The organism is Paucibacter sp. JuS9 (assembly GCF_044043925.2).
Taxonomy (GTDB): domain Bacteria; phylum Pseudomonadota; class Gammaproteobacteria; order Burkholderiales; family Burkholderiaceae_C; genus JAUASW01.
In genome coordinates, this window is the sequence record NZ_CP194172.1 from 2,693,211 (window position 1) to 2,718,801 (window position 25,591).

The following is a 25,591-nucleotide window of genomic DNA, read 5'->3' on the forward strand; positions in this document are numbered from 1 at the left end:
GGTCACACGATTTCCTTGGCCGCGATCGTGTACTTGAACGAATCGGGCGCCAGCTCATCGAAGCGGCCGCTGCGGTTCTCCCCCTGCGGATACATCAGGAAAGGCAGGCTGGCCTTGGCACTGCTGCCGGGCAGGTGCAGGTCGTGGGCGCGGTTGTAGGCCACCCAGTTGCCTTCCCAGCTGCCAAACAGGCCCTTCATCACGGGCGCGGCCACCGGGTGCGCCGGGTCCTTGATCCACTCGGGCGTCTCCTGGCGCATCACCTTGAGCACATCGGCCGGGTCCATCGCCACCCAGCCGTATTGCTTCAGGAAGACCTCGGCACGGCAATGCTGCGCGCCCTTCAGGCCGGCCGGATTGGCGCCGAGCTCGCGGTAGCCAAAGGCCGAGGGCACCAGGCGCAGGCCGTAGAGGTCGCGAGCCGGCACGCCCACCGAGCGGCACAGTCCGACGAAGATCGCGTTCAGGTCGGCGCACTTGCCGCCGAGGTTGCCGGTCTCCAGCATGGACTTGATGTCGCCCATGCCGCAGCCGCGCACCTTGGGCTCGCGGTGCGCCTTGGCCACCACCCATTGGTAGATCGCGCGGACCTTGTCCTGGTCGGTCTTGGCGCCGGCTGTCACTTCCAGAGCAGTCTTGCGCACGATGCCGTCCAGCGGCAGCAGTTCGGTCGGCGAGAGCGCCGCGCGCAGCACCTCCGGGTCCTCGCTGGCTTTGCCCGGCTTGCTCCAGTCGACCGCACGGCTGCGCGTCTGCAGCCGTGTCGTCACGGTCAGCACCGGCTCCTTCACCTCGGCCGGGAACTCGGCGTAGAGCATGCGCGTGTCGCGTGCCGCATCGGCCACCACGCGGGCCTGTGCGGCATTGCCGGTCCAGCTGTGGCCGAGCGTGCGCTGGAAATCGGTCTCGATGTCGGGCAGCGGCAGCCAGACGCGCGTCGTGCCCTGGTGGTCGGCCACGGCCACCGAGAGGCTCAGCTCGAACGTGCGCCAGTCTCCCACCTGCGGGGCAAACCGGCGTTCAGCCTGGGCGCGCGCGGCGCCCGGCAGCACGGCGGCGCAGGCGCCCGTGAGCATCACGGTGCGTCGGTTCATCATTGTCGAGAGGCTCATCATTTCGATCCTTTGAGATAGGGCGCGACCAGCTGGCGCGCGTCGGGACTGTTCCATTCGAATTCGCCGATCACGCTGAGCCGGGCCTGGCCGCTGCGATCCACGATGACCGTGGTCGGGAAGGCCCGCACACCAAAGGCGCGGGTGGTGGCGCCATCGCTGTCGCGCAGCATCTGCAGGCTGACCGGCATCTGGTCCAGGAATCGCTTCAAGGCCGCATCGGTCTCGCGGTGATTGACGGCAATGACCTGCAAACCCTCGCCACCCAGGCTGGCCTCGAGCAGCTCCAGCGAGGGCAGCTCGGCTCGACAAGGCTCGCACCAGCTGGCCCAGAAATTCAGGAGCACCACCTTGCCGCGCGCCTCGGTCAGCGACCAGGGCTTGACATCTGGATGGCCGGGCAGGCTCAAGGCCGGCGTGGCCTGCGCCTTGGGCCAGGGGCGGCGAATGGTGTCGGCCTGCGCGCTTGTGCACAAGGCCGCAGCGGCGCCCAGCAGCAGCTCGCGGCGCTTCATTGCAAGGCCTCCTGCAAGAGCGGCAACTGCACGCGCAGAAGCGCTTCGTCGTCCAGGCAACGGAGGTCGAGCCAGAGCTGGTCTTCGGCGATGCGGCCGATGACCGGCAGCGGCAGCGAGCGCAGGGCCGACGAGAGACGCTCCAGCGCCCTGCCCTGGCCCTTGGCCGAGATGGGTGCGATCGCCAGGCCGGCGGAAGGCAGGCGCTCGATCGGCAGGGAGCCTGAGCCGATCTGGCCCAGCATCGCGCGGACCTGCACCGAGAACAACGGCGCCACGGCCGCCGAGACTGGCGCGAGCAGGCCCTGCGCCTGCTGCTCTATCTCGGCCAGCGGCCGGGTCAGCAGACGCAGCGTCGGCAGGTCCTGCGTCAGGCGTTCGGGGCGCAGGTACAGGCGCAAGGTGGCCTCCAGCGCAGCCAGCGGCAGCTTGCTCATGCGCAGGGCCCGCTTCATCGGGAACTTGCGGATGCGGCCCACCATCTCGCGGCTGCCGACGATCAGGCCGGCCTGCGGTCCGCCCAGCAGCTTGTCGCCGCTGAAGGTCACGACATCACAGCCAGCCGCCAGCATCTCCTGCGGCATCGGCTCGCGCGGCAATCCCCATTGCGAAAGGTCGACCAGCGCGCCGCTGCCGAGATCGGTGACCAGCGGCAGGCCCGCCGCATGCGCAATCGGCGCCAGCTCGGCCTCGCTGACCGCAGCGGTGAAGCCCTGCACCTGGTAGTTGCTGGTGTGGACCTTCATCAGCATCGCGGTTTGCGGTGTGATGGCGCCGGCGTAGTCGCGCGCATGGGTGCGGTTGGTCGTGCCCACCTCCACGAGCGTGGCGCCGGCACTGGCCATCACATCGGGCATGCGGAAGGCGCCGCCGATCTCGACCAGCTCGCCGCGCGAGACGATGACCTCGCGGCCGCGGCCCAGCGCTGCGATGGAGAGCAGCACGGCCGCCGCATTGTTGTTGACCACGGTCGCGGCCTCGGCGCCGGTCAGCTCGCAGAGCAGGCCTTCGACGATGTCGTCACGGTCACCCCGGCCACCCGAGGCCAGGTCGTACTCGAGGTTGTTGGGCCCGCTCATCAGCGAGAGCAATTGCTGCAAGGCCGAATCGGCCAGCAGCGCGCGGCCGAGGTTGGTGTGGATGACGGTGCCGGTGAGGTTGAGCACCGCGCGCATGCGGCTTTGCAGGCGTGCCGCCACGCGCTGCTGCAGCGCGAAGTCCAACTCGGCCGGCATCAGCTCGTCCAGGGTCAGGTCTTGCACCAGCGCGCGGGCCCGCAAGCCTTCGAGCAAGGCGCGCGCCTCGCCGGCCACCAGCGTGTGGCCATGCTCATCGACGAGCGCGGCCACGGCCGGCTGGCGCAGCAGTTTGTCTATCGAGGGCAAGTCCTTCGGGGCTGCCGTCGAGCCGTGAACCACGGACTCTCGGGGCGCGGCCATCAGGGACTCCCTGGTGGCGCTCTAGGCGCTTCTGGCGCTTCTGGCGCTTCGGGTGGATCGGCGTCCGGGTCGCCGAACAGCAGCATCAGGTTGTGGCCATGCCGCGTCAGGCCGGTCTCGCTGACCAGCAGGTCCAGCGTGAGGCTGGCCAGGTCATCAGCCGCCGGCTCGACCTGCGGATCGCGCTCGCTGTGGACGATCTTCAGGTAATGGCCGCAGTCCTCGCAGGTCTCGGCCTGCACCGCATCCTTGGCCACGCCGGTCAGGCTCACCGCCACGCCATCCTGCGCCTGCAGCGACTGGTAGGCCAGCGAGCGGCCGGAGAGGCAATGCGGGCACTGGATGCGCACCATATGCCATTCGGCGGCGCATAGCGAGCAGTGCAGGTAACGCTGGCCGGCCACGTCACCGACCTGGCGCGTGATGCTGGCCGTGGGCCGGCTCCCGCAGCAGGGGCACAGGGTTTCGTCGGCAATGCGCGCAAAGGCAGGCATCTCGGGCTGCTCATAGGCGCGAGCCGTCTGCAGCACGAGCGCGGTCCAGCTGACCTGCAAGGCCGCGGCCACCAGCGGTGCGGCAGCCAGGTCCAGGCCCAGCATCATGCCGCCCAGCAGGCGATCGGCCTGCTGCTCCAGCCAGGCCGACTCGGCGCCACGCAACTGCCGCAGCGCCTCATGTGCCGGGGCGGGCGCACGCGGCAGCAACTGATCGATGATGGCGTGCAGGGCCGCCTGCCAGGCCGGATCGCGTGGCCAGGCGCTGGCCGGCAGCGGCGGCAGGCCCACGCCTCGCGCCGCAGCGATCTGCGCGGCCGTGGGCATGGGCAGCGCCGGCATGCCCGCCAAGGCCTGGTGCTGTGCCGCGGAGATGTCGGCCATGAAGATCAGGTAGTCGCGCATCGAGTGGCCGGCTGCCAGCTGGCGCAGTCGCAGGCTGCGCTCGGCGAACAGCGTCGCCGCGTCGGGCAGCCGCAGCGGCATCACCGGCGCGCCACCGCCGCGCGCCGCGATCTCCTCAGGCGACATCAGCTTGATGGTGGCGGTCGCGCCTTCTGCCATGCGGTCTCCAGTGTGGGGTTGGCGGTGAACTACTTGGCCTTGCGGCTGGCCTCAGCATGCCACAGCGGATGGTTCTTCCGGGCCCAGCTCTCGCTGACCGTGCCGCGTGTCATCGCCCGCACGGTGCCCTTGACCCAGATTGCTGCATAGACATGCACGATGGTTGCCAGCACCAGCACGACGGCCGAAACCGAATGCACCAGCACTGCGATGCGCTGCACGCCTATCGGCACCAGGTGGTCGAACCAGGGCCGCCAGAACATGAAGCCGGTCAGCACCAGCAGCAAGAGGCTCAGCGCCAGCACCCAGAACACCAGCTTCTGGCCGTAGTTGTACTTGCCCACCGGCGGCATGCCGTCCTTGTTGCCCCTGAGCATCTCGCCCATCTTGGCGCGCCATGCCTGATCGGCCTGGTTGACCACGTTGTCACGCCACAGACGCATGAACAGCCCCAGGAAGCACAGGGCCATCAGCAGGCCGATGAAGGGGTGCAGGATGCGTGTCCAGGCCCCGCCGCCAAACAGGTTGCTGAAGAAGTAGAAGGCCGGATGGAAGAAGGCCAGGCCCGATAGCGCGGCCAGCACGAACAGCAGGGCCACGGCCCAGTGGTTCATGCGTTCGCCGTCCTGATAGCGCTGCAGGTATTTCATGACGGCTCCTTCTCGTCAGCATCCTCGGCTTCGACCGGACCCACCTTCATGTAGTGGAAGAACCCGGCCACCACGGCACCCACCATGCCGGCCACGGCCAGCGGCTTGGCGATGCCCTTCCACAGCGACACCATGGGGCTGATGCTGGGATTGGCCGGCAGGTCGACCAGGCCCGGCTGGTCGGCGTGCTTGAGCACATACATCACATGCGTGCCGCCCACACCCTGCGGGTTGTAGAGCCCGGCGTTCTTGAAGCCGCGCTCCTGCAGCTCACCGGCGCGCTTCTCGCCGTAGGCCACCATGTCTTCCTTGGTGCCGAAGCCGATGGCGCCGGTGGGGCAGGTCTTGACGCAGGCCGGCTCCAGGCCCACGCCCACCCGGTCGGAACACAAGGTGCACTTGTAGGCCTTGTTGTCCTTCTGGCTGATGCGCGGAACGTCGAAGGGGCAGCCCTTGACGCAGTAGCCGCAACCGATGCAGTTCTCGGAAATGAAGTCGACGATGCCGTTGCTGTACTTGACGATGGCGCCGGGGGCCGGGCAGGCCTTGAGGCAGCCCGGGTCCTCGCAGTGCATGCAGCCGTCCTTGCGGATCAGCCACTCGAGGCTGCCGTTCTCGGGCTCGACCTCGAAGAACTTCATCACCGTCCACGAGCTCGGCGTCAGGTCCGAGGGGTTGTCGTAGACGCCGATGTTCTCGCCGATGTCGTCACGCAGGTCGTTCCAGCTCATGCACGCGACCTGGCAGGCCTTGCAGCCTATGCACTTGGACTCGTCGATGAGCTTGGCGACCTGGGGCGTGGAGCGCACCGAGGGGCTGGGTGTGGTGGTGGCCGAGCGGGCGACCACGTCTTGGCTTTGAAGGCTTGACATGGGCTACCTCACACTTTCTCGATGTTGACGAGGAAGGCCTTGAACTCCGGCGTCTGCGAATTGGCATCGCCGACGAAGGGGGTCAGGGCATTGGCCAGATAGCCGTTGTGAGTCACGCCCTTGAATCCCCAGTGGATGGGGATGCCGACGTGATGGACCTTCTTGCCGTTCACATCCAGGCCCTTCATACGCTTGGTCACGACGCAGGCCGCAATGACCTCGCCGCGATTGCTGCGCACCTTGACCTTGTCACCCTGCTTGATGCCCTTCTCCTTGGCCAGTTCCTCGCCGATCTCGACGAAGGGCGAAGGCTGCACGATCGCATTGCTGCGGGCATGCTTGGTCCAGTAGTGCAGGTGCTCGGTCAGCCGGTAGGTCGTGGCCGCGTAGGGGAACTCCTCCTTCTTGCCAAAGGCCTCGAGGTCGCCCTTGTAGACCCGCGCCGCCGGATTGCTGATGGCCTTGGCATTGGTCGGGCACATCAGGTTGACGCCCACCGGCGTCTCGAAGGGCTCGTAGTGCTCGGGGAAGGGACCTTCGGCCATGCCCACCGCGTGCAGCCTTGCCACGCCCTCGGGGTTCATGATGAAGGCGCCCACGCCCTGGTCGGGTGCGGCATCCGGGCGCATGTCCGGAATGTCGGCGCCACCGGCCCAGCTCGTGCCGTTCCAGGCCAGGTACTTGCGGGACGGATCCCAGGGCTTGCCATTGGCATCGGCCGAGGCGCGGTTGTAGAGGATGCGCCGGTTGGCGGGCCAGGCGAAGCCCCAGCCCGGGAACACGCCGAGGCCGGTCGGATCGCTGTTGTCGCGGCGCGCCGAGAGGTTGCCGGCCTGGCTCCAGACACCGCAGTAGATCCAGTTGCCGCAACTGGTCGAGCCGTCGTCGCGCAGCATGGCAAAGCCGGGCAATTGCTCGCCAGCCTTGACCAGGGGGACCGGCGGGGCTGCCGCCGCAGCGACAGGCGCCGCTGCCACGGCCGGTTTGGCCGGCGCCGCTGCCGGTTTGCCATTGACCAATGGCTGCACCACCGGCGCCGGCAGCGCAAACACATCGGCCAGCGCCTTGCCGTTGATCTCGCGCAGCACCTCGCCCGGGTTGGGCACGTTGGCATTCAGGTACGGCCAGGCCAGCGCTGCCAGCGGTTCGGGCAAGGTGCCGCCGTCCTTGGCATACATCTCGCGCAGGCGCACGAACAGCCGCGCCATGATCTCCGAATCGACCTTGGCCTCGCCGGGCGGATCGACCGCCCGCTCCTTCCAGCTGATCACGCGGCTGGAGTTGGTGAAGCTGCCGGTCTCTTCGGCGAAACAGCTGGTCGGGAAGCGGAACACCTCGGTCTGGATCTTGGACGGATCCACGTCGTTGAGCGGCCCGTAGTTCTTCCAGAACTCGCTGGTCTCGGTCTCGAGCGGGTCCATGATGACCAGGTACTTCAGCTTGGTGAACGCGGCCGAGAGCTTTTTCTTGTTCGGCACCGCCGCCAGCGGGTTGAAGCCCTGGCAGATGAAGCCGTTCATCTTGCCGTTGTGCATGCGCTCGAACATGGCCAGCACGTCGTAGGCCCCATCGCGCTTGGGCAGCCAGTCGTAGGCGAAGTCGTTGTCCTTGGTCGCGGCCGCGCCGTAATAGGCCTTCATCAAGCTGGTGTGCCACTTCGGGAAGTTGGCCGGGAAGTTCATCTGGTTGGGCCGCAGCGGTTTGGGCGTGCGTGCCTTCAGATAGGTTTCGCGGTCGACGTCCGCTTCAGTGGGCGCACTCAAGTAGCCCGAGAGCACCTCGGAGTAGGCGCACATGTCGGTGATGCCCTGCACATTGGCATGACCACGCAGCGCATTGATGCCACCGCCCGGCCGGCCCATATTGCCCAGCAGCAGCTGGATCATGGCCATGGTGCGGATGTTCTGCGAACCCACCGAGTGCTGGGTCCAGCCCAGGGCATAGCAGATCGTCATCACCTTGTTGGTGGCCGCCGTGGCGCCCATCAGCTCGCACACCTTCAGGAACTGCTCCTTCGGGGTGCCGGTGATCTTGCTGACCTGCTCCGGCGTGTAGCGGGCGTAGTGCTTCTTCATCTGCTGGAACACGCACTGCGGGTTCTCCAGCGTGTCGTCCACTTTCACGTAGCCGTCTTCGCCCAGTTGGTAGCCCCAGCTCGCCTTGTCATAGCTGCGCTTGGCCTCGTTGTAGCCACTGAAGAAGCCGTTGTCGAAGTTGAAGCCCTCCTTCACGAGGAAGGTGGCATCCGTGTTGAGCTTGACGTAATCCAGATGGATCTTGTTGTTGCTCAGCAGGTAGTTGATGACGCCGCCCAGGAAGGCGATGTCGGTGCCCACGCGTATCGGCGCGTAGTAGTCGGCCACGGCGGCCGAGCGCGTGAAGCGCGGGTCCACCACGACCAGCTTGGCCTTGCGCTGCTGCTGCGCTTCCACAACCCATTTGAAGCCGCAAGGGTGGGCTTCGGCGGCATTGCCGCCCATCACGAGCACGAGGTCGGAATTCTTAATATCCGTCCACGAGTTGGTCATCGCTCCGCGACCGAAAGTCGGGCCCAGACTGGACACCGTCGGTGCGTGTCAGATGCGTGCTTGCGTGTCCAGGGAGACGATCCCCAGAGCGCGAGCGATCTTGACGCTCAGATAACCGGATTCGTTGGAGGAGGCCGAGGAGATCAGGAAGCCCGTGGTGTTCCAGCGGTTCACCGTGATGGTCTTGCCATCCTTCTCGACGGTCTTGACGAGGTTGGCGTCGCGGTCGGCCTTCAGGTGCTTGGCAACGCGCGTCAGCGCCTCGTCCCAGCTGATGGTCTTCCAGTCGGCCGCGCCGGCTTCACGCACTTGCGGATGCTTGACGCGGTCGGGGCTCTGGATCATGTCCAGCACGCCGGCGCCCTTGGGGCACAGGGTGCCGCGGTTGACCGGGTGGTCCGGGTCGCCCTCGACGTGGATGATGGTCGACTTGACGTTCTTCGCCTTGTCGCCCAGCGTGTACATGATGAGACCGCAGCTGACCGAGCAATACGGGCAGGTGCTGCGGGTTTCGGTGGTGCGGGCGAGCTTGAAGTTGCGCGTCTCGGCGAGTGCCGCCGTGGGCGAGAAGCCCAGCGCTACCAGGCTCGAGGCTGCCAGCCCCGCGCCGCTCACCCGGAAGAACTGCCTCCGGTTCATATCCATCGGGTCGTCTCCTGCTTGCGGGTAGTCCCGCTTCTGGTGCGGCCGTCACGCGACACGTAAGGCTGATTCCCTCACATCCGCGCGCCGCTGTCCACTGCGGAGCTTCCCAGGGCAACACCCCAGACGCCGAGGCCTCCAGCCCGGTACAAACCCTAGGTCGTCAGCTGTTCTTGGAGACGGTGATGGTCGGGAACTTGGACGAGAAGTCTTTGGCCTGGCTTGCGATCTTGATCGCCACCTTGCGGGCCAGCGCTTTGTAGAGACCAGCTACTTCGCCTTCCGGCTCGGCCGCGACGCTGGGCTTGCCGGCATCGGCATGCTCGCGGATCGACATCGCCAGCGGCAGGCCGCCGAGGTAGTCGACGCCATACTGCGCCGCCATCTTCTTGCCGCCATCGGCGCCAAAGATGTGCTCGGCATGGCCGCAGTTCGTGCAGATGTGGACCGCCATGTTCTCGACGATCCCGAGGATGGGCACGCCCACCTTCTCGAACATCTTCAGGCCCTTCTTGGCATCGATCAGCGCGATGTCCTGTGGCGTGGTCACGATGATGGCGCCCGTCACCGGCACGCGCTGCGACAGCGTCAATTGAATGTCGCCGGTGCCGGGCGGCATGTCGATGATCAGGTAGTCAAGGTCTTGCCAGCGGGTCTGGCGCAGGAGCTGGTCGAGCGCCTGCGTGGCCATGGGGCCGCGCCAGATCATGGCCTGGTCTTCTTCGACCAGGAAACCGATCGACATCAGCTGAACGCCATGGCTGATGTGCGGCTCCATCATCTTGCCGTCCTGGCTTTCGGGCCGGCCGCTCACGCCCATCAGCATCGGCTGGCTGGGGCCGTAGATGTCGGCGTCCAGGATGCCAACCCGGGCACCTTCGGCAGTCAGGGCCAGTGCCAGGTTGGCGGCCGTGGTGCTCTTGCCCACGCCGCCCTTGCCCGACGCCACCGCAATGATGTTCTTGACGCCGGGCAGCAACTGGACGCCACGCTGCACCGCGTGCGCAATCACCTTGCTGCGCAGCTCGACGCTGACGTTGCCGACGCCAGAGACCTGGCGCGCCGCAGCCACCAGGGCACTGCGCAGGCCGTCGATCTGGCTGGCGGCCGGATAGCCCAGTTCCACCTCGAAGGCGACCTGGTCGCCCGAGATGCGCAGGTTCTTCAGTTGGCGGGTTGTGACGAAATCCTGGCCGGTGTTGGGATCAACGACGGCTTGCAGGGCTTGCAACAGGCTGGCTTCGGTAGGTGCGCTCATAGGCGGCGGAGTTTAGTGCCGACTTCACATCCCTCCGGGATATGAGTCTTCTCTGAAGCGCAAGCGCTTTGGTTCCGACTTCACATCCCTCCGGGATATGAGTCTTCTCTGAAGCGCAAGCGCTTTGGTTCTTCAGTTCTTTGCCGTTGCCAGCACGGCGCCGAAGGCCATGAAGGTCGCGCCGCCCACGCGGTTGAGGGTGCGGCCGCCGCGTTCGCTCTTCAGCCAGCGCCGTGCGCGCTGGGCACACAAGGCGTAGATGCTGTGGATCAGCACGACCAGCAGCGCATAGCTCAGGACCAGCAAGACGAACTGAGGCACATGGGGCACGTCATGATCAATAAACTGAGGTAGCACCGAGAGGAAGAAGAAGATCGCCTTGGGATTGGTGAACTGCAGGGACAGCGACTGGAGAAACAGCGCCCCCGGTTTGCGCAGCGGCTCTCTCTGCGGCGAATCCTGCAAGGCCAGGCCCGGCGTGCGCCACAGCTTGATGCCCAGCCAGATCAGGTAGCAGGCGCCGAAGATCTTGATCACGGTGAACGCCAGCGCCGAACTCGCCAGCAGGATGCCGAGGCTGGTGGCCGAGAGCGCTGCCACGATGGTGGCACCCGTAGCAATGCCGAGGATCCCCGGCAGGCTGGCGCGCCAGCCGCTGCGCAAGGCATTGCTGAGCGTCATCAGCACGCCCGGGCCCGGGCTCAGCACGGTGGCGCTGGCCATCAGCAGGAACAGGAAATACAGGCGCATGGGAGCGCATGCTATGCCAAGCCGGCCAATCGATCAGCCACTTGAGCGACAGCGGGCCGCGCAACTGCCTAGAGTGCCGGCATGGACCCAACTGCCCCCGCGCCCGCCGAACTGATCGCCCTGAGCGACGGCCTACCCAATCGCCTTGAAGGCCAATGGCCCGACCGGCATTGCCGGCGCGTCACACGGCTTGAGCTGCATGCGTACCACTGCACGGAATCGGCACGCGGCCGAGTCCTGGTCTATGCCGGCGGCGGCTATCTGCAACTTGTGCATGACAAGGAAGGCATCGAAGTCGCCCGCTGGCTCAACAGCCTGGGGCTTGACGCCTATGTCGTGATGCACCGCTTGCCCGGCCAGGATGATGGCCGAGGCGGCGTTTGGCCCTCCGATCAGGCATTGCAGGATGGTCTGCGCTGCCTTGACCATCTCGCCACGCTGCCTGCCTTGCCACTGCTGCACATGGGTCTTTCCTCGGGCGGGCACCTGGCCGGCGTGATGGCTTGCCAGGACCATGCGCTGCAGGCGTGTGGCGCAGTCATCGCCTACGCTCCGCTCAATGCCAATCACCGGCTCTACAAGGCGCCAGCCGGCAAGCCCGACTATCCGCCACCCGAGAAGCAGGCCTTCTACGACGCCTGGCCGATTGGCATTGCCGCCGAACCGCACGGCCTGCCGCGCATGCCCGTTTTCCTCGCGTATGCCTTGCACGATGCCATCGTGCCGGTGGACCATGCACTGAATCTCATCAAGACCCTGCAGCAGACCGGCGGCCAGGTGGACGCCCATGTGTTCGCCGAAGCGCCGCATGGCTTCGCGCTGCGCGAGCTGGCTGGCACGCAGTCCCAGTGGCCACTGCTTGCAGCACAGTGGATGGCTCAGCGGCTGCAGGCGCCGGCGGTCAGTTCAGCGCCGTCGAACAGCAAGCCTGCCTGATCGCTGCGCAGGGCTGCCTCAAAGGCTCCGGCGCTCGCCTGTACCGGGGTGGCGGTGCTCAAGCGATTCGCCAGCACGCCTTGGGCCCAGGCGGCGTCCTGCGCCGCTCTGCCGATCTCCAGCGGAACGGGCGCTGCATCAGCCAGCATCAGCGTCAGGCGCCAGGGGCTCGCGCCGTCGCCGGGATAGTTGGGCAGCAGGTGGACGCGCAGGCACCAGGTGCCGGGCCGCGGCAGGCGGGCCTGCAAGTCCAGGATGGCCCCGGCCTGCTGAGCTCGCAAGACACTGCCACCCCGACCGAGCCCCTGCACAACTTGCCAGCCGCTCGAAGCCTTGGCCGGCAGCGGCACGGTCTCGTTGACCGGCGTGAGCGGCTCCACGGCAAACACGGTCACATCGGGCCCACGATGGGCGGCAGCACTCAGCGCCGGCGCGGGCAGCACGGCAGGCTGCAGCCGAAAGTTGGGCCACAGGCCATCGGCCGGTTCCTCGGCCAGGATGCCAGCCCATCGGCCCTGGTTGTAGCGAGCGGTCAGGGCCTTGGTGCGCTGATCGGCAAGGTGAGCACGCGCGGCATGGCGGCTCGCCTGGGCGGGGTCAGCCTCGCGCAGCGCGGCATAGGCCTCCAGCGCGAAGAAGCGTTCATTGGCCAGGGCCGAGGCGCGCAGCGGATAGTCCACCAGCTGGAAGAACGCGGCGCGCTGGGCGACGGGAACGCGGGGCCGCAAGGCATCGAGTTTCTCCAGCAAGGCCGCGAAGGCAGCCAGGCGCTGGCGCACGGCATCGGCCGCGAGGCCGCTGCGCTTTGCGCGCTCGCCGGCCAGGTGGTACTGCAGGTGCTCGGGGCGGCGCTCGATATTGAGCCGGTAGTAGCCGTCCCACAGCTCGGCCAGTGATGCCGCCATCCGCGGGCCGAAAAGCCTTGCGGCCAGGTCGCGCAGGTAGGCCCGCTGGCCCATGGCGCGCACCACGCCCGGGTTCCAGGCCAGGTCGAAGAAATGGCTGAGGTTGAGCTCGGCCGGCTTGATGTCGCCGGCATTGACCATCCACAAGCGCTGCGCGCCGGCATCGAAGGCGCGCCCCAGCTCTTCGTTGACCAGGGCCGGCGGCGTTGTGCTGAGCCAGAGATAGGACAGCGGCGCGCCGAGATAGGACAGGTGGTAGTAGACGCCCGACCCGCCGCTGCGCCGCGCTTCGCTGGCCAGAGGCAGGCGACGGAGGTAGCCGAAGTTGTCATCGGGCCAGACGAGCGTCACATCGTCCGGAATCTTCAGGCCCGGCGCCGTCTGCATCAGCGGCAGCACCTCCTTGTAGGGCACGAAGATCTGCGGCAGCGCCTCGGGCCGGCCCACATGCCTGGCCAGCAGTTCGCGCTGGTCCGCGATCAGCTGGTTCAGGAGCGCCTGGCGCACGGCCACGCTGCTGCCGCCCTGCATCGGCGAGTCGTGGATGCCGCGCATGCCCAGCGTGTAGAGATTCTCGAAGCGACCGTTGCTGCGCAATCGCTCGGCCCAGTACTCACGCACGCCTTCCGGGTTGGCCGCGTAGTCGTAGCGCTCGGGTTTGTCGGCCCATTCGGCCACGTTGTTGCGCAGCAGGGGCTCGGCATGCGAAGAACCCATGACGATGCCGTAACGCTGCGCCAGCGCCGCGTTCTCCGGGCGCGCATTGAAGGCGCCTGACACCTGGTGCATGGCCGGCCACAGGGTATTGGCCTTGAGACGCAAGAGCAGCTTGAACACCTGCTCATACGTGCGCGGGCCGATGGTCGCAGCCTCGGGCTCGAACGTGCGTGCGGCCCAGGGGAATAGGCCCCAATCCTCGTCGTTGATGAAGAGGCCGCGGTAGCGCACTGCGGGCCCTTCGGTGTGGGGCGTGGGCAGGGCGAGGTGCAAGGGGCCGCGCCTGAGCGGCGCCACATCCGCCCACCAATGCCAGGGCGAAACGCCCAGCGCCTGCGACAAGGTGTAGACACCGTAGGCCGTGCCGCGGCGGTCTGCTCCGGCGATCACCAGCACCATGGCCACGCCCGGCGCAGGCTGGCGCACCAAGGCCATGGTGAAGCACTCCCAGCAGCCGGAGAGCGGCTTGAGATCGAGCTTGCCTTCATTGGCCAGCGCATCGATGGCGGGATGACGGCCGATGGTGCCAACCCAGATCTGCAGAGTCGAAGATCTGGACCGGGCCTGCGGCCCGACGCTTGCTCGCATCCCCAGGCGGCGCAGGTCCTGGGCCAGGTCTTGCGCGACGAAGGCTTCGAGTGGATCGGCGTCAGCAGCATGCAGCACTTGCGCATCCTGCAAGGCCACGCTGCTGTGCCGCGGTGATGTACTCACCACCGGCTGCGCCAATGCTGCCGACCCGATGGTCAGCACCAGCAGAAGCGATACAAGAACCCGCTGGATCACGGCTTCGCGCCAAACAGGTGGCGCAGATCTGGCGGCGGCGCATCGCGGTCCACCGCCAGCCAGCCGTCGTTCAATGTCAGCTCGGCCACCTGGATCACGCTGCGCTGGTGATAGCGATCGTCGCCTGAGGCCGCCGCTTCATTGCCCTGATGGACAAAGTAGAAGATGAAGGCCCGCTCGCCGATCACGACCACGTCCGGATGCTGGCCCTTGGCGAGATCGGTGGGATGACGGCCTGGCTCGGCCAACAGTCTTGTCGGTTGTTCCTGCCACTGCGCGGCATCGGCAGAGCGCATCACCAGCAGGCCGCGCCACAGGTCGGCCACCAGCCACCACTGGCCCTTGAAGCGGAACACCTTGGGCCCTTCGGCCGCGCCAGCGGTGATCGGGCCCTGGACCTTCCATTGCTTCAGGTCTGCACTCTCAGCCGCGAACAGGCGGCTGCCTTGCGCCTCGTCCTTGAACCACAGGCGCCAGCGGCCATCGTCCAGCCGCACCACGGAGGCGTCGATGATGCGCTGCGACCCGAGTTCGAGTTGATCGGCACATTGCCAGCGGCGCAGGTCGGTGCTGGTCAGGTGCTGCAGAAAGCGCCTGCCTGTCCAGCGCGAATGGATGCCTGGCACGACGGTCAGCCAGAGGTGATAGCGGCCTTCGTGCTCGATGATCTCCGGCGCCCAATGCGTGCTGCGCTCAGGCGTTCCGCCTGTGCATTCCGCCGGAAACTCGGCATCGCCCTCGCGGTGCCAGGTGTTGCCGTCTTGCGTGCTGGCGATGCCGATGCGCGTGCCATGCACCCAGCTGACGTCCTTGGGATCATCCAGCCGCTGCGTGGCCCGGCGGTTCGTGTAGAACATCTCCCAGCGGCCACGTTGCTTGTTGAAGACCACGGCGGCATCCGCCGCGCCATCAAAGACCGGATCGCGGTAGAGAGGCCGCGGCGCCTGAGCGTCTGCCACGTGCACAAGGCTGGCAAGCACCAAGGCGAAGACGAAACGCGACAGGGACAACAAGGCTGGCATGGCTGGCGCACCGACAGTGAGGCTGCGCAACCATAGCCGCGCGCATTCAGCCTGCGGCAGGCCGCTGACGAATACTCAGCAGCTTGCTTGCTTCGAAAAGAAAAGGCGCAAGCAAGCGGCCAACGCAAAAGGGACCTGCTTTGCAGCAGGTCCCTTCGACGATTCGGGAGATTTGGTGGGCCCTGAAGGATTCGAACCTTCGACCAACGGATTAAGAGTCCGCTGCTCTACCAACTGAGCTAAGGACCCGAATTCTGGTCCGCTTGAGATTTCGTGGTGGGCCCTGAAGGATTCGAACCTTCGACCAACGGATTAAGAGTCCGCTGCTCTACCAACTGAGCTAAGGACCCACGAAACCCAAAAGCAAAATGCAACTGGTGGGATGTGCAGGATTCGAACCTGCGACCAACGGATTAAAAGTCCGCTGCTCTACCGACTGAGCTAACATCCCTCCTTCAGCAGAGCCTCACATTATAGGCGAATTTTCAAAGGCCCAGCAAGCTGTTTTTAGCTGGCGGCAGGGCGCAGAAAAGTCTCCATCAATTCGGCGGCCGCCACCATGCCAAAGCTCGCGGTGACGGTGACGCTGGAGCCATAGCCGGCACAGTTCAGGCTGCCGTCCACATCGCAGGCCTCGCCCTCTTCGCTCACCGGACGATGCACCGCCTCGCGTGAGAAAACGCAGCGAACACCCATCTTGCCCTGGCGCGGTGCACCATTGAATTTGCGCAGGCGCTGGCGCAGCGATGCCAGCAAAGGGTCATGGGTTGTCGCCGACAGGTCTTCCAGCTCGATCAGGTGCGGTGCGCGCTTGCCGCCCGCTGCGCCGACGGTGACGAAACCGATCTTCTCGCGCCGCGCCCAATCAGCCAGACAGGCCTTGGCTCGGATCTGGTCGCAGGCATCGATCAGGCCATCGGGACGCACGCCGTTCAAGAGCAAGGGCCAGTTCCCTTCATCGACAAACTCTTCGATCAGCGTGACGCGGCAGGCCGGATTGATGTCGAGCACCCGCTGGCGCAAGGCCTCGACCTTGGACATGCCCACCGTCGCTCCCAATGCCTGCACCTGGCGGTTGATATTCGATTCGGCCACCTGGTCGAGATCGATCAGTGTCAACGCGGCAACGCCTGAGCGCGCAAGCGCCTCAACCGCCCAGGAGCCCACGCCACCCAGGCCGACCACGGCGAAATGCGCCGAGCGCAAGCGCTGATAGCGCGCCTGGCCATAAAGCCGGCGCAGCCCGCCGAAACGCCGATCGGCGTCGTAGTCCTCGACAAGCTCGCTCATGCTCAGGCGCTGCGCTCAACGCGCCAGATCTGGAAGCGCAGTGCCAGCACCGCACCGCACATGATGGAGGCCAAGGCAATGAAGCTGCCCACGCTCAAGGTGGACAAGCCCGACAGCCCCTGCCCCACCGTGCAGCCCAGCGCGACCACGCCACCCACGCCCATCAGAATCGCGCCGACCAGGTGATTCGCCGTGTCCTCGACACCGCGAAATCCCTCCCAGCGAAAACTCTTGCTGACCAGGGCCCACGCACCCGCGCCGACGATCACGCCCAGCGTGTTGACGATGGCGATGGTCAAGACCTTGCTCTTGTCACTGAAGAACATCAGCCAGTCCAGGCTGTAGGCGATGGGGGCCACAAAGCTCATGCCTTCGATGCGCTCGCGATTGACGCTGCCGACGAAGACTTCCTGCAAGGTGTTCGGGTCTTCCGCCACATGGCCCAGCTTGCCGCTGACCCACCAGATACCGGCCACCGCGAGGCCACAGCCCAGACCGCCGAGCAGCGCATCCAGGCTGCGACCTTCCGGCTTCCAGAGAGCCCAGACCAAGAGCCCGCCGCCGATCAAGCCGCCGAGCCAGGCAGCGGCCTGCGTCTTGGCCAGGCCCAGCGGCGCGGCCAGCAAGCTGGGCAGGTCCTGCCCGGTCGCCAGGTTGACGGCCACCTTCTCCAGAGTCTCGACGCGCAGCACTGCCGTGATGCCCTTCATGGTGGCAAACGCAGCCACACCCATCACGAAGAAAACAGCCACCGACTTCAGATTGCCCGCGCCGATGCGCACCAGCGTCTTGCTGCCGCAGCCCGAGGCAAGCACCATGCCGAAGCCGAACATCAGGCCACCGACGATGGAGGAGAGCCACAGGAGGCGCGGCGCGGCGTAAGCCGTCTTGCTCGCCTCCACCCAGCCCAGCGCGACCATGCCGTTGAAGCCCAGCATCACCACGCCGGCCGCCATGGCCCACATGCGCATGCGGCTCCAGTCGCCCATGTTGACGATGTCGGACACCGCACCCATGGTGCAGAAGTGGCTGCGTTGCGCGATCACGCCGAACAGCGTGGCCAGCGCGAAAGCGGCCCACAGCACCTGGGTGTTGAGGGCATTGATGTCGATGTCTTGCATGGCCGCGATTGTAGGAGGCCATGTCGGCAGCCCTTGCGTCCATGAAAAAGCCCCGCGGGCGCAGGGCCGGCGGGGCTTCGGGGCAGAGTGAGAAGCGAGGCTTACTTCAGCGAAGCGAGGCGTTCCTTGGCGGCCTTGGCCGCTTCGGTGCCTGGATAGGTCTTGATCAGGTCTTCCAGGCTGCGCCTGGCGCCCTTCACGTCCTTCAGGTCGGCCTGGCAATTGGCCAGCGTCAACGCTGCATCGGGCGCGCGAGGATGGTCCTTGGCGGCGGCGATGAAGGCCTTGAAGCTGACGATCGCGTCCTTGCAGTCGCGGTTGCCGTACTGGGCAATGCCCAGCGAGAAGCGCACCGAGTCGGCATAGCCGCTGGCTGAATAACGTCGCAGGAAGGACTGCAGTGCAGCCTCGGCTTCGGCGAAGTCGCCGCGCTTCACGAGGCCGGTCGCAGCATCGTATTGGCGACGCTCTTCCGGGTCGACCTGGAAGTCCTTGCCATCGAGCGTGACCTTCTGCGGCTCCAGCGGACGCAGGCGCGATTCGAGCGCCTGTACCTGCTCGCTCAGCTTGCGCTGCGTGTCCGAGAGCTCGCGGGCGAGCTGCTCGTTCTGGCCGCGCAACTTGGCCACCTCGGAGCGCAAGGCTTCGATCTGGCCATTCAGATCGAGGATGCTGCGCCGCAGGGGCAGCAGCATCTCGTTCATCTGCGCGCTGAGGGCGTCGATCTTGGCCTTCTGCGCCTCGTCGTTCTGCTTGACTTGGGCGCGCAGGTCCAGCACGGCCTTGCGTGCCTCGTCATCGGCAAACAGGGCTGCCTGAGCGGGCAGCCAGGCGAAGGCGGCCACGAGGGCCACCAGTGCGGATGCGCGCCGGATCATCACTTCTTGTCCATCAGTTCAACGCGGCGGTTCTTGGCCCAGGCTTCTTCGGTGCTGCCCTGAACGGCGGGGCGCTCCTTGCCGAAGGAAACCGGCTCGACGCGGTCAGCCGCCACGCCCAGCAGGCTCAGCGACTTGGCCACAGCTTCGGCACGCTTCTGGCCCAGGGCCAGGTTGTACTCGCGGCCACCGCGCTCGTCGGCGTGGCCTTCGAGGTTCAGGCGCACGTTCTTCGAGACACCCAGGCGCTTGGCATGGGCTTCGACCACGCCGCGGTAGTCGTCCTTGACCACGTAGCTGTCGAAGTCGAAATAGATGACGCGCTTGTCGGAGACGGCGGCGGTTTGCTCGGCGTCGATGTCGATGCGCTGGACCTTGGGCTCGGCGACCGGCGTGGGCGTCGCAGGCTTGGCCTCGGCCGGCGGCGGCGGAGTGCGGGTCTCGATCTTCGGCGGCTCATCGAGCTTCACCGGCGTGCTGCAGCCCACGAGAGCGGCGGCGGCCAACAGCGCCAACAGAACTTGGCTTTGCTTCATCATCTTCTTCATTTCATTCGCTCCTAGGAGTACGTCGTCGTTGAAACTTTGGGGAGGAAAGGGAACGGTCACTCAACGGGTGAACGGTCCCCAGGTGGGTGTGCGCATGTCTGCCGTGCTGGCGATCAGCTTGGCCTTGATCTTGCCGTCCAGCGTGGTGGTCATCAAGACATCACGGCCGGCCGAGCGCGTCGCATAGACCAGCAAACGGCCATTGGGCGAGAAGCTGGGGCTTTCGTCATCGAGGGTGTCGGTGATCTGGTTGACCGTGCCGCTGGCAAGGTCCATCACGCAGAGCTTGAAGTTGCCACCCGTGCGCGTGATGTAGGCCAGCGTGCGGCCATCCGGGCTGACGTCCGGGCTGATGTTGTAGCCGCCGACGAAAGTGACCCGCTCGACGCCGCCGCCGCTGGACGACATGCGGTAGATCTGCGGCGCGCCGCCACGGTCGGAGACGAAATAGATTGAACGGCCGTCAGGCGAAAACACCGGTTCGGTGTCGATGGCCGAGCTCTGCGTCAGTCGACGCGGATCACCGCCGGTGCGATTGACGATGAAGAGCTGAGAACCGCCCTCGCGCGACAAGGTCATCGCGATCTGCGAGCCATCGGGCGAGTAGGCGGGTGCGCTGTTGGTGCCCCGGTAGGCAGCCACTTGGCGACGAGCACGGGTGAACAGGTCTTGCGTGTAGATCACTGCCTTGCGTGCCTCGAAAGACACATAGGCCACCTCACGGCCATCCGGCGACCATGCAGGCGAGATGATGGGTTCGTGGCTGGTGAGCGCTTCCTGGCCGCCCTCGCCGTCCGAGTCCGAGATGATCAGCTTGTAGCGCGAGCCAACCTTCGTGACATAGGCCAGCCGGGTGGCAAACACGCCGCGCTCGCCGGTCAGCTTCTGATAGATCCAGTCGGCTATCCGGTGGGCACCGACGCGAACATCGTCCGGCGCAACCAGGTGGCTCTCGCCGCCCAGGTCCGCACCCTTGACCACATCCCAGAGCTTGAAGCGCAGGTCGATGCGGCCATCCGCCAGGCGGGTGGCCGAACCGCCGGCCACGGCGTCCACGTTGCGGCCGCGCCATTCGCTGAAGGCCGGTTGGCTGGTTTCGCTCAGGCCTGCCGGCGCATCGACAACCCGGAACTGGCCGCTGCGCTCAAGGTCGGCACGCACGATGGCGGCAACGGCCTGGCCGGCCACAGATTCATTCAGGAAACTCGGGATCGAGATCGGCATCTGCGTCGTGCCGACGCCAGCGATCTCGACGCGGAACTGAGCCCAGGCCGGCAGTGCCAGGCCGGAAGCGACAGTGGCAGCCAGCAGGTTGCGGCGGGTCAGCGGGGTGTTCGAGGCGGCGTTTGACTGGTCAGGCATGCGCATGGGTTGGGTGGCAGCGAAGCAGATATCCCTTGTCCTGGAGGCCGTTATTCTGCCTCACCCGCAAGAGCATCCCGGCGCAACCCCGCACATGCCTGTAAAAGATGGTGGTCCCAGAGTCGCCAAAGTCTCGCGGAACAAGGTCCACATGGGCGAAATGCGCACACCCGGAAACTCTGGCAGTTGGGACCTGACACTAGAGCAGCACGATGTCGTAGTGCTCGGTCTGGTTGGTCGGCTCGGCCGACAGCGAAATCGGCTTGCCGATGAAATCCGACAGGCCAGCCAGGTGCTGGCTCTCCTCATCCAGCAGCATCTCGACCACATTGGCGGCGGCCACGACGCGGAACTCCTTGGGCGAGAACTGGCGCGCCTCGCGCAGGATCTCGCGCATGATGTCGTAGCAGACCGAACGTGCCGTCTTGACCTGGCCGCGGCCTTCGCAGGTCGGGCAGGGCTCGCACAGCATGCGGGCCAGCGATTCGCGGGTGCGTTTGCGCGTCATCTCCACCAGGCCAAGCTGCGTGAACCCGCCCACGGTCACCTTGGTGCGGTCGCGGCTCAACTGCTTCTTGAATTCGCTCAGGACCGAAGTCTTGTGCTCCTCGCGCGTCATGTCGATGAAGTCGACAATGATGATGCCGCCCAGGTTCCTCAAGCGCAGCTGGCGCGCGATGGCGCCGGCCGCTTCGAGATTGGTCTTGAAGATGGTGTCGTCGAAATTGCGGGCACCCACGAAGCCGCCGGTGTTGACGTCGATCGTCGTCATCGCCTCTGTCTGGTCGACGATCAGGTAGCCACCCGACTTCAGGTCCACTCGCCGGGCCAGCGCGCGGTCCAGCTCGGCATCGATATTGTTCAGGTCGAAGATCGGTCGCTCACCCTTGTAATGCTCCAGCTTGGCCGTGGCCGCCGGCATGTAGACCTCGCCAAAGCCCTGCAGCACATCGAACTGCAGCTTGGAGTCGATGCGGATCGAGCCGGTGCGGTCCGTCGTCAGGTCGCGCAGCACGCGCTCCACGAGGCTCAGGTCCTGATGCAGCAAGGTGCCCGGGGGCGAGCGGAACGAACGCTCGCGGATGGTCGCCCAGGTCTTGCGCAGATAGGCGATGTCAGCCGCCAGCTCTTCGTCAGTCGCGTCTTCGGCATTGGTGCGCAGGATGAAGCCACCGCCGCCGCCCTCCTCGGCCTTGCCCACAAGGGCCTGCATGCGCGCACGCAGCTGCTCGCGGGTTTCGGGCGAGCCGATCTTCTGCGAGATGCCGATGTGCTCGTCCTGCGGCAGGAACACCAGCATGCGCCCGGCAATGCTGACCTGGCTGGAAAGCCTGGCGCCCTTGGTGCCTATCGGGTCCTTGATCACCTGCACGGTCAAGGCCTGGCCCTCGAAGACCAGGCGCTCGATCGGCGTTGGCACGCCCGCCTCGTTGTGCGGCGCGCGGCCATGGTTGTTGCCGTTCACGTGCAGGTCGGCCACATGAAGAAAGGCGGCGCGTTCCAGGCCGATATCGATGAAGGCGGACTGCATGCCCGGCAACACGCGGGCCACCTTGCCCGAGTAGATGTTGCCGACCAGGCCGCGCTCCAGCGTGCGCTCGATGTGCAGCTCCTGGACCGAGCCGTTCTCGACGACGGCCACCCGCGTTTCCTGCGGCGACCAGTTGATCAGAATGTCTTCCATGTCTTCACAGACCCCAAGGTTCCAGCAACTGTGCCGTCTCGAAGAGCGGCAGGCCCATGATGCCTGAGTAAGAGCCGGCGATGTGCGAGATCCATGCAGCGGCTTCGCTCTGGATCGCATAGGAGCCAGCCTTGCCGAAGGGCTGGCCGCCGTCCACATAGCGCTGCAGAACCGCTTGCGACACCGGCGCGAACTCGACTTCGGAAACGCTCAATCGCGCATCGCGGCGTGCGCCCAGACCCACCGCGACACCGGTGATCACTCGGTGGCGGCGGCCGGCCAGGCGCGTGAGCATGGCCAGGGCTTCTGCCGCATCGACGGGCTTGCCAAGGATGTCGTCGTCGATGGCCACCGTCGTGTCCGAGCACAGCACCGGCGCCGGCGGCAGGCCGCGGCGCTCCAGGCGCTGCAATGCAGCGTCGAGCTTCAACTGGGTCACGCGCTGCACATAGGCCTCGGGCTTCTCGCCGGGGAGCACCGCTTCGAGCGCTTCAGCGTCTTCCTCTGCCGTGGGCAGCAGCAGCTCCAGCTTCACACCGATCTGCTCCAGCAGCTGGCGGCGGCGCGGGCTTTGCGAGGCCAGGTAGAGAAAGTCGAAGGAGGTTGCTGACGGAGAGGCGCTCATTCTCGGTGGTAGGGATGGTTGACCATGACCGTCCAGGCCCGGTACAGGCCTTCCGCCAGCAGGACGCGTGCGAAGGCGTGAGGCAGGGTCAGGTCCGACAGGCGCAGGGTCTCGTCGGCCGTGGCCTTCAGGTCGGGGTGCAGGCCGTCGGGCCCGCCGATGATGAGCGCCGCGTCGCGCCCCTCGCCCATCCAGAGTTTGAGCCTCTCGGCGAGCTGCATCGTGGTGCGCTGGTGCCCGCGCTCATCCAGGATGATGCGGCGCACACCCTTGGGCAATGCAGCCTCGATGCGCTGCGCTTCGGCCGCCATCATCTGCTCGACCGACTTGCCGGCGCCACGAGGCTCGGCCTTGACCGCCTTCAGCTCGAGCTTCAGCTCGGGCGGAAAGCGCTTGGCGAAGTCTTCGTAGGCCGTGTCAGCCCAGGCCGGCTGGCGCTGGCCGACGGCAACAAGCCAGAGCCGCATCTGGAAAATCAGCGCGCCGACTTCTTGGCGGGCGCTGCCTTCTTGGCTGCTGGCTTGGCTGCGGGCTTGGCCGCCACGGCGGTCTTGCGGCCCACGGTCTTGGTGACGGCCTTCTTGGCCGGTGCAGCCTTCTTGGCTGCGGGCTTGGCGGCGCCGACCTTGATCGTCTTCACCGGCGCTTCAGCCGCCACGCGGGTGGCTGGCGTGCGCGCGGCGGGGGTACGGGTAGCCGGTGTACGCGTGGCTGGCGTGCGGGTTGCGGGTGTACGGGTTGCGGGCGTCTTGGCAGCCGTCTTGCCTGCGGGCTTGCGCAGCGGCGGCTTGGCTGCGGCGACCTTCTTGGCCGCAGGCGCTGCCTTCTTGGCAGCCGGAGCCGCCTTCTTGGCCGCAGCCGTCTTGGTGCCGGTGACCTTGGAGGGCGCTGCCGACGGTGCCGTCTTCTTGGCTGGCGCCTTGCCAGCATTCTTCTTGGCAGGCTTGGCTGGTGCTTCGTCTTCCGGCTCGGAAGCCTTTACCAGGCGCACTTCGCCGTCGCCCAGCTTCAGCTTGACCGGCTTGCCGCCCCAGATTTCTTCGAGGTGGTAGTAGTCACGGATGGCAGGCTGCATCACGTGCACGACGGCGGCACCGCAGTCCACGATGATCCATTCGCCGTTGTCTTCACCTTCCGTGCGCATCACCTGCATGCCGCGCTCCTTGACCGTCACCCGCACGCTGGAGGCCAGTGCCTTGGTCTGGCGGTTGCTGGTGCCCGAGGCAATGATCACGCGCTCGAACAGCGGCGACAGATGCTCGGTATTGAAGACCTGGATGTTCTGGGCCTTCACGTCTTCCAGACCATCGACGATGGCGCGCTGCAGCTTACGAATGTCCATTCAGTGACTCACTCTCTGTAGAGGCGGTGCCGGGAAATATAACCCGCGACCGCGTTGCCCACCATGGGGCGGATGTCCTCGCCACGCATCACTTTTTGACGCACGGCTGTGGCTGAATGCTCCATGGCCGGCAATGCCAGCTTGAAGCTCTGATGGGGGGTGACCTGCAGTTCCGGTGCTGCCTGGATGGCTTCGCCGGCACGGGCCGCCACGGCAATCGTGGCACGCTGCAGGATCTCGGGCCAGTCGCGCCAGGTGTTCAAGCGGGCGTACTGGTCCTGGCCGATGATGAGGAAGAGCTGCTCGCCCGGGTGATTCGCTGCTCTTTCGCGCAGGGTCTCCACCGTATAGCTGGCGCCGGTTCGGCGAATTTCGCAGTCGTCCAGTTCAAAGCGCGATTCATCGTCGATCATCAGCTCGACCATGGCGCGCCGGTGTTCGGCCGGGGCCAATTGTCGCCCAGCTTTCTGCCAGGGCTGGCCGGCGGGTATCCAGAGCAGTTTGTCGAGCTTCAATTCGGCCAGCGCGCAGGCCGCCAAGGCCCGGTGCGCCAGGTGCGGCGGATCGAAGCTGCCGCCGAACAGCCCGACCCGCGGCGCCAGCATCAAGGGCATGTCAAAGCCACAGATGCGTGGCCGGCTCGTCGGCCCAGTCACGGGGGCGCAGGAAGTCCGAATAAAGCTTCGCCTCGGGCGAGCCCTCTTCCGGTTGCCAGTCGTAACGCCACTTCACCAGCGGCGGCATCGACATCAGGATGGCCTCGGTGCGGCCACCCGACTGCAGGCCGAACAGCGTGCCGCGGTCGAACACCAGGTTGAACTCGACATAGCGGCCGCGCCGATAGGCCTGGAAGTCGCGCTCGCGCTCACCATAGGCATAGCCCTGGCGGCGCTCGACGATGGGCAGATAGGCCGGCAGGAAGGCATCACCCACCGAGCGCATCGTGGCAAAGGCCGCTTCAAAGCCGCCCTCGGCGTAATCGTCGAAGAAGACGCCGCCCACGCCGCGCGGCTCGTTGCGATGCTTCAGGAAGAAGTACTCGTCGCACCAGGTCTTGAAGCGCGGGAACAGATCCGCTCCATGCGGCGCCAGCGCCTCGCGGCAGGTGCGATGGAAATGCTGGGCATCACGCTCGAAGCCGTAGTACGGCGTCAGGTCCATGCCGCCGCCGAACCAGACGACCGGCTCACGGCCAGCCGGCAGGGCCGCAAACATGCGCACATTCATGTGCACCGTCGGCACAAAGGGGTTCTGCGGATGGATCACCAGCGAAACGCCCATGGCCTCGAAAGGCGCGCCCGCAAGTTCGGGGCGATGCTGGGTGGCCGACGGCGGCAAGACCCGGCCCCGCACATGCGAGAAATTGCAGCCGCCGCGCTCGAACACCGCACCGCCCTCGATCAGGCGCGAGACGCCATCGCCCTCGAGCCGGCCGCCGGGCTCGCGCTGCCAGCCGTCGCTGATGAATTCACCGCCATCCGCCGCCTGCAAGCCGGCAATGATGCGCTGCTGCAGGTCGAGCAGATAGCTGCGTACTGCTTGGGTTTCCAT

23 protein-coding genes and 3 tRNA genes are annotated in these 25,591 nt (G+C 66.2%); 1 reads left to right on the forward strand and 25 read right to left on the reverse strand.

Annotated elements, in window-relative coordinates; genetic code table 11:
* Positions 1–2: 2 nt before the first annotated feature.
* From ABT392_RS12055 to ABT392_RS12095, 9 genes are all read right to left on the reverse strand, one after another.
* Positions 3–1,112 carry a transglutaminase-like domain-containing protein gene (locus tag ABT392_RS12055; RefSeq protein WP_395385665.1) on the reverse strand — a complete coding sequence of 370 codons (1,110 nt, stop codon included), beginning with the start codon at positions 1,110–1,112 and terminating at the stop codon, positions 3–5.
* Positions 1,112–1,627 carry a TlpA disulfide reductase family protein gene (locus ABT392_RS12060; RefSeq protein WP_395385664.1) on the reverse strand — a complete coding sequence of 172 codons (516 nt, stop codon included), beginning with the start codon at positions 1,625–1,627 and terminating at the stop codon, positions 1,112–1,114. Before ABT392_RS12060 ends, ABT392_RS12055 begins: the two co-directional genes overlap by 1 nt.
* A complete protein-coding gene (gene selA, locus ABT392_RS12065) occupies positions 1,624–3,066 on the reverse strand; it encodes an L-seryl-tRNA(Sec) selenium transferase (RefSeq protein ID WP_395385663.1) in 1,443 nt (480 codons plus the stop codon). The genes ABT392_RS12060 and selA overlap by 4 nt, the downstream gene beginning before the upstream one ends.
* Entirely contained in the window at positions 3,066–4,124 is a 1,059-nt protein-coding gene (fdhE, locus tag ABT392_RS12070; RefSeq protein WP_395385662.1) for a formate dehydrogenase accessory protein FdhE, read from the reverse strand. Before fdhE ends, selA begins: the two co-directional genes overlap by 1 nt.
* A 29-nt stretch (positions 4,125–4,153) precedes the next feature.
* The gene (locus ABT392_RS12075; protein ID WP_395385661.1) at positions 4,154–4,774 is read right to left on the reverse strand and encodes a formate dehydrogenase subunit gamma; all 621 of its coding nucleotides are present in this window, start codon (positions 4,772–4,774) and stop codon (positions 4,154–4,156) included.
* Positions 4,771–5,646, reverse strand: a complete 876-nt coding sequence (gene fdxH, locus ABT392_RS12080) for a formate dehydrogenase subunit beta (protein WP_395385660.1) — start codon at positions 5,644–5,646, stop codon at positions 4,771–4,773. The genes ABT392_RS12075 and fdxH overlap by 4 nt, the downstream gene beginning before the upstream one ends.
* 8 nt (positions 5,647–5,654) lie before the next feature.
* Positions 5,655–8,819, reverse strand: coding sequence for a formate dehydrogenase-N subunit alpha (fdnG, locus tag ABT392_RS12085; RefSeq protein ID WP_395385659.1), 3,165 nt, complete (start codon positions 8,817–8,819; stop codon positions 5,655–5,657).
* Positions 8,820–8,979: 160 nt separating this feature from the next.
* Positions 8,980–10,074, reverse strand: a complete 1,095-nt coding sequence (apbC, locus tag ABT392_RS12090) for an iron-sulfur cluster carrier protein ApbC (protein ID WP_395385658.1) — start codon at positions 10,072–10,074, stop codon at positions 8,980–8,982.
* 132 nt (positions 10,075–10,206) lie between these two features.
* Positions 10,207–10,824 carry a LysE family translocator gene (locus ABT392_RS12095; RefSeq protein ID WP_395385657.1) on the reverse strand — a complete coding sequence of 206 codons (618 nt, stop codon included), beginning with the start codon at positions 10,822–10,824 and terminating at the stop codon, positions 10,207–10,209.
* An 81-nt stretch (positions 10,825–10,905) separates the two neighbouring features.
* Between ABT392_RS12095 and ABT392_RS12100 the strand changes: the two genes are divergently transcribed.
* Positions 10,906–11,760, forward strand: coding sequence for an alpha/beta hydrolase (locus ABT392_RS12100; RefSeq protein WP_395385656.1), 855 nt, complete (start codon positions 10,906–10,908; stop codon positions 11,758–11,760).
* Here ABT392_RS12100 and ABT392_RS12105 read toward each other — a convergent pair.
* From ABT392_RS12105 to hemF, 16 genes are all read right to left on the reverse strand, one after another.
* A complete protein-coding gene (locus tag ABT392_RS12105) occupies positions 11,703–14,096 on the reverse strand; it encodes a glycosyl hydrolase 115 family protein (RefSeq protein WP_395385655.1) in 2,394 nt (797 codons plus the stop codon). The two genes, ABT392_RS12100 and ABT392_RS12105, sit on opposite strands and share 58 nt — an antisense overlap.
* A 68-nt stretch (positions 14,097–14,164) precedes the next feature.
* On the reverse strand, positions 14,165–15,190 hold the full coding sequence (locus tag ABT392_RS12110) for a family 43 glycosylhydrolase (RefSeq protein WP_395385654.1): 1,026 nt from the start codon (positions 15,188–15,190) through the stop codon (positions 14,165–14,167).
* A 173-nt stretch (positions 15,191–15,363) separates the two neighbouring features.
* Positions 15,364–15,439: transfer RNA gene (locus ABT392_RS12115), tRNA-Lys, on the reverse strand.
* Positions 15,440–15,464: 25 nt separating this feature from the next.
* Positions 15,465–15,540: transfer RNA gene (locus ABT392_RS12120), tRNA-Lys, on the reverse strand.
* A gap of 25 nt (positions 15,541–15,565) precedes the next feature.
* Positions 15,566–15,641, reverse strand: a tRNA-Lys gene (locus tag ABT392_RS12125).
* A 56-nt stretch (positions 15,642–15,697) separates the two neighbouring features.
* Complete coding sequence (locus ABT392_RS12130; RefSeq protein WP_395385653.1) at positions 15,698–16,480, reverse strand: tRNA threonylcarbamoyladenosine dehydratase; 783 nt, start codon at positions 16,478–16,480, stop codon at positions 15,698–15,700.
* Between the two features lie 2 nt (positions 16,481–16,482).
* The gene (locus ABT392_RS12135; RefSeq protein WP_395385652.1) at positions 16,483–17,601 is read right to left on the reverse strand and encodes a YeeE/YedE family protein; all 1,119 of its coding nucleotides are present in this window, start codon (positions 17,599–17,601) and stop codon (positions 16,483–16,485) included.
* A 101-nt stretch (positions 17,602–17,702) separates the two neighbouring features.
* Positions 17,703–18,479 (reverse strand): tol-pal system protein YbgF, encoded by a 777-nt coding sequence (gene ybgF / locus ABT392_RS12140; protein ID WP_395385651.1) that lies wholly within the window; start codon positions 18,477–18,479, stop codon positions 17,703–17,705.
* Positions 18,479–19,027 (reverse strand): peptidoglycan-associated lipoprotein Pal, encoded by a 549-nt coding sequence (gene pal, locus ABT392_RS12145; protein WP_334276100.1) that lies wholly within the window; start codon positions 19,025–19,027, stop codon positions 18,479–18,481. Before pal ends, ybgF begins: the two co-directional genes overlap by 1 nt.
* A gap of 60 nt (positions 19,028–19,087) precedes the next feature.
* The gene (gene tolB / locus ABT392_RS12150; RefSeq protein ID WP_334276101.1) at positions 19,088–20,395 is read right to left on the reverse strand and encodes a Tol-Pal system beta propeller repeat protein TolB; all 1,308 of its coding nucleotides are present in this window, start codon (positions 20,393–20,395) and stop codon (positions 19,088–19,090) included.
* Positions 20,396–20,588: 193 nt separating this feature from the next.
* Positions 20,589–22,073 carry a ribonuclease G gene (gene rng / locus ABT392_RS12155; protein WP_334276102.1) on the reverse strand — a complete coding sequence of 495 codons (1,485 nt, stop codon included), beginning with the start codon at positions 22,071–22,073 and terminating at the stop codon, positions 20,589–20,591.
* 4 nt (positions 22,074–22,077) lie between these two features.
* Complete coding sequence (locus ABT392_RS12160; protein WP_334276103.1) at positions 22,078–22,698, reverse strand: Maf family protein; 621 nt, start codon at positions 22,696–22,698, stop codon at positions 22,078–22,080.
* A complete protein-coding gene (gene rlmH, locus ABT392_RS12165) occupies positions 22,695–23,165 on the reverse strand; it encodes a 23S rRNA (pseudouridine(1915)-N(3))-methyltransferase RlmH (protein WP_334276104.1) in 471 nt (156 codons plus the stop codon). Before rlmH ends, ABT392_RS12160 begins: the two co-directional genes overlap by 4 nt.
* 8 nt (positions 23,166–23,173) lie before the next feature.
* Positions 23,174–24,040 carry a ribosome silencing factor gene (gene rsfS, locus ABT392_RS12170; protein WP_334276105.1) on the reverse strand — a complete coding sequence of 289 codons (867 nt, stop codon included), beginning with the start codon at positions 24,038–24,040 and terminating at the stop codon, positions 23,174–23,176.
* A gap of 8 nt (positions 24,041–24,048) precedes the next feature.
* Positions 24,049–24,654, reverse strand: coding sequence for a nicotinate-nucleotide adenylyltransferase (gene nadD, locus ABT392_RS12175; protein ID WP_395385649.1), 606 nt, complete (start codon positions 24,652–24,654; stop codon positions 24,049–24,051).
* 1 nt (position 24,655) lies between these two features.
* Positions 24,656–25,591 (reverse strand): oxygen-dependent coproporphyrinogen oxidase, encoded by a 936-nt coding sequence (gene hemF / locus ABT392_RS12180; RefSeq protein ID WP_334276107.1) that lies wholly within the window; start codon positions 25,589–25,591, stop codon positions 24,656–24,658.

Coding starts and splice junctions, on each gene's coding strand:
- ABT392_RS12055 (WP_395385665.1), bottom strand. CDS start 1,112: ATGAGCCTCTCGACAATGATGAACCGACGCACCGTGATGCTCACGGGC.
- ABT392_RS12060 (WP_395385664.1), bottom strand. CDS start 1,627: ATGAAGCGCCGCGAGCTGCTGCTGGGCGCCGCTGCGGCCTTGTGCACA.
- selA (WP_395385663.1), bottom strand. CDS start 3,066: ATGGCCGCGCCCCGAGAGTCCGTGGTTCACGGCTCGACGGCAGCCCCG.
- fdhE (WP_395385662.1), bottom strand. CDS start 4,124: ATGGCAGAAGGCGCGACCGCCACCATCAAGCTGATGTCGCCTGAGGAG.
- ABT392_RS12075 (WP_395385661.1), bottom strand. CDS start 4,774: ATGAAATACCTGCAGCGCTATCAGGACGGCGAACGCATGAACCACTGG.
- fdxH (WP_395385660.1), bottom strand. CDS start 5,646: ATGTCAAGCCTTCAAAGCCAAGACGTGGTCGCCCGCTCGGCCACCACC.
- apbC (WP_395385658.1), bottom strand. CDS start 10,074: ATGAGCGCACCTACCGAAGCCAGCCTGTTGCAAGCCCTGCAAGCCGTC.
- ABT392_RS12095 (WP_395385657.1), bottom strand. CDS start 10,824: ATGCGCCTGTATTTCCTGTTCCTGCTGATGGCCAGCGCCACCGTGCTG.
- ABT392_RS12100 (WP_395385656.1), top strand. CDS start 10,906: ATGGACCCAACTGCCCCCGCGCCCGCCGAACTGATCGCCCTGAGCGAC.
- ABT392_RS12110 (WP_395385654.1), bottom strand. CDS start 15,190: ATGCCAGCCTTGTTGTCCCTGTCGCGTTTCGTCTTCGCCTTGGTGCTT.
- ABT392_RS12130 (WP_395385653.1), bottom strand. CDS start 16,480: ATGAGCGAGCTTGTCGAGGACTACGACGCCGATCGGCGTTTCGGCGGG.
- ABT392_RS12135 (WP_395385652.1), bottom strand. CDS start 17,601: ATGCAAGACATCGACATCAATGCCCTCAACACCCAGGTGCTGTGGGCC.
- ybgF (WP_395385651.1), bottom strand. CDS start 18,479: ATGATCCGGCGCGCATCCGCACTGGTGGCCCTCGTGGCCGCCTTCGCC.
- pal (WP_334276100.1), bottom strand. CDS start 19,027: ATGAAGAAGATGATGAAGCAAAGCCAAGTTCTGTTGGCGCTGTTGGCC.
- tolB (WP_334276101.1), bottom strand. CDS start 20,395: ATGCGCATGCCTGACCAGTCAAACGCCGCCTCGAACACCCCGCTGACC.
- rng (WP_334276102.1), bottom strand. CDS start 22,073: ATGGAAGACATTCTGATCAACTGGTCGCCGCAGGAAACGCGGGTGGCC.
- ABT392_RS12160 (WP_334276103.1), bottom strand. CDS start 22,698: ATGAGCGCCTCTCCGTCAGCAACCTCCTTCGACTTTCTCTACCTGGCC.
- rlmH (WP_334276104.1), bottom strand. CDS start 23,165: ATGCGGCTCTGGCTTGTTGCCGTCGGCCAGCGCCAGCCGGCCTGGGCT.
- rsfS (WP_334276105.1), bottom strand. CDS start 24,040: ATGGACATTCGTAAGCTGCAGCGCGCCATCGTCGATGGTCTGGAAGAC.
- nadD (WP_395385649.1), bottom strand. CDS start 24,654: ATGCCCTTGATGCTGGCGCCGCGGGTCGGGCTGTTCGGCGGCAGCTTC.
- hemF (WP_334276107.1), bottom strand. CDS start 25,591: ATGGAAACCCAAGCAGTACGCAGCTATCTGCTCGACCTGCAGCAGCGC.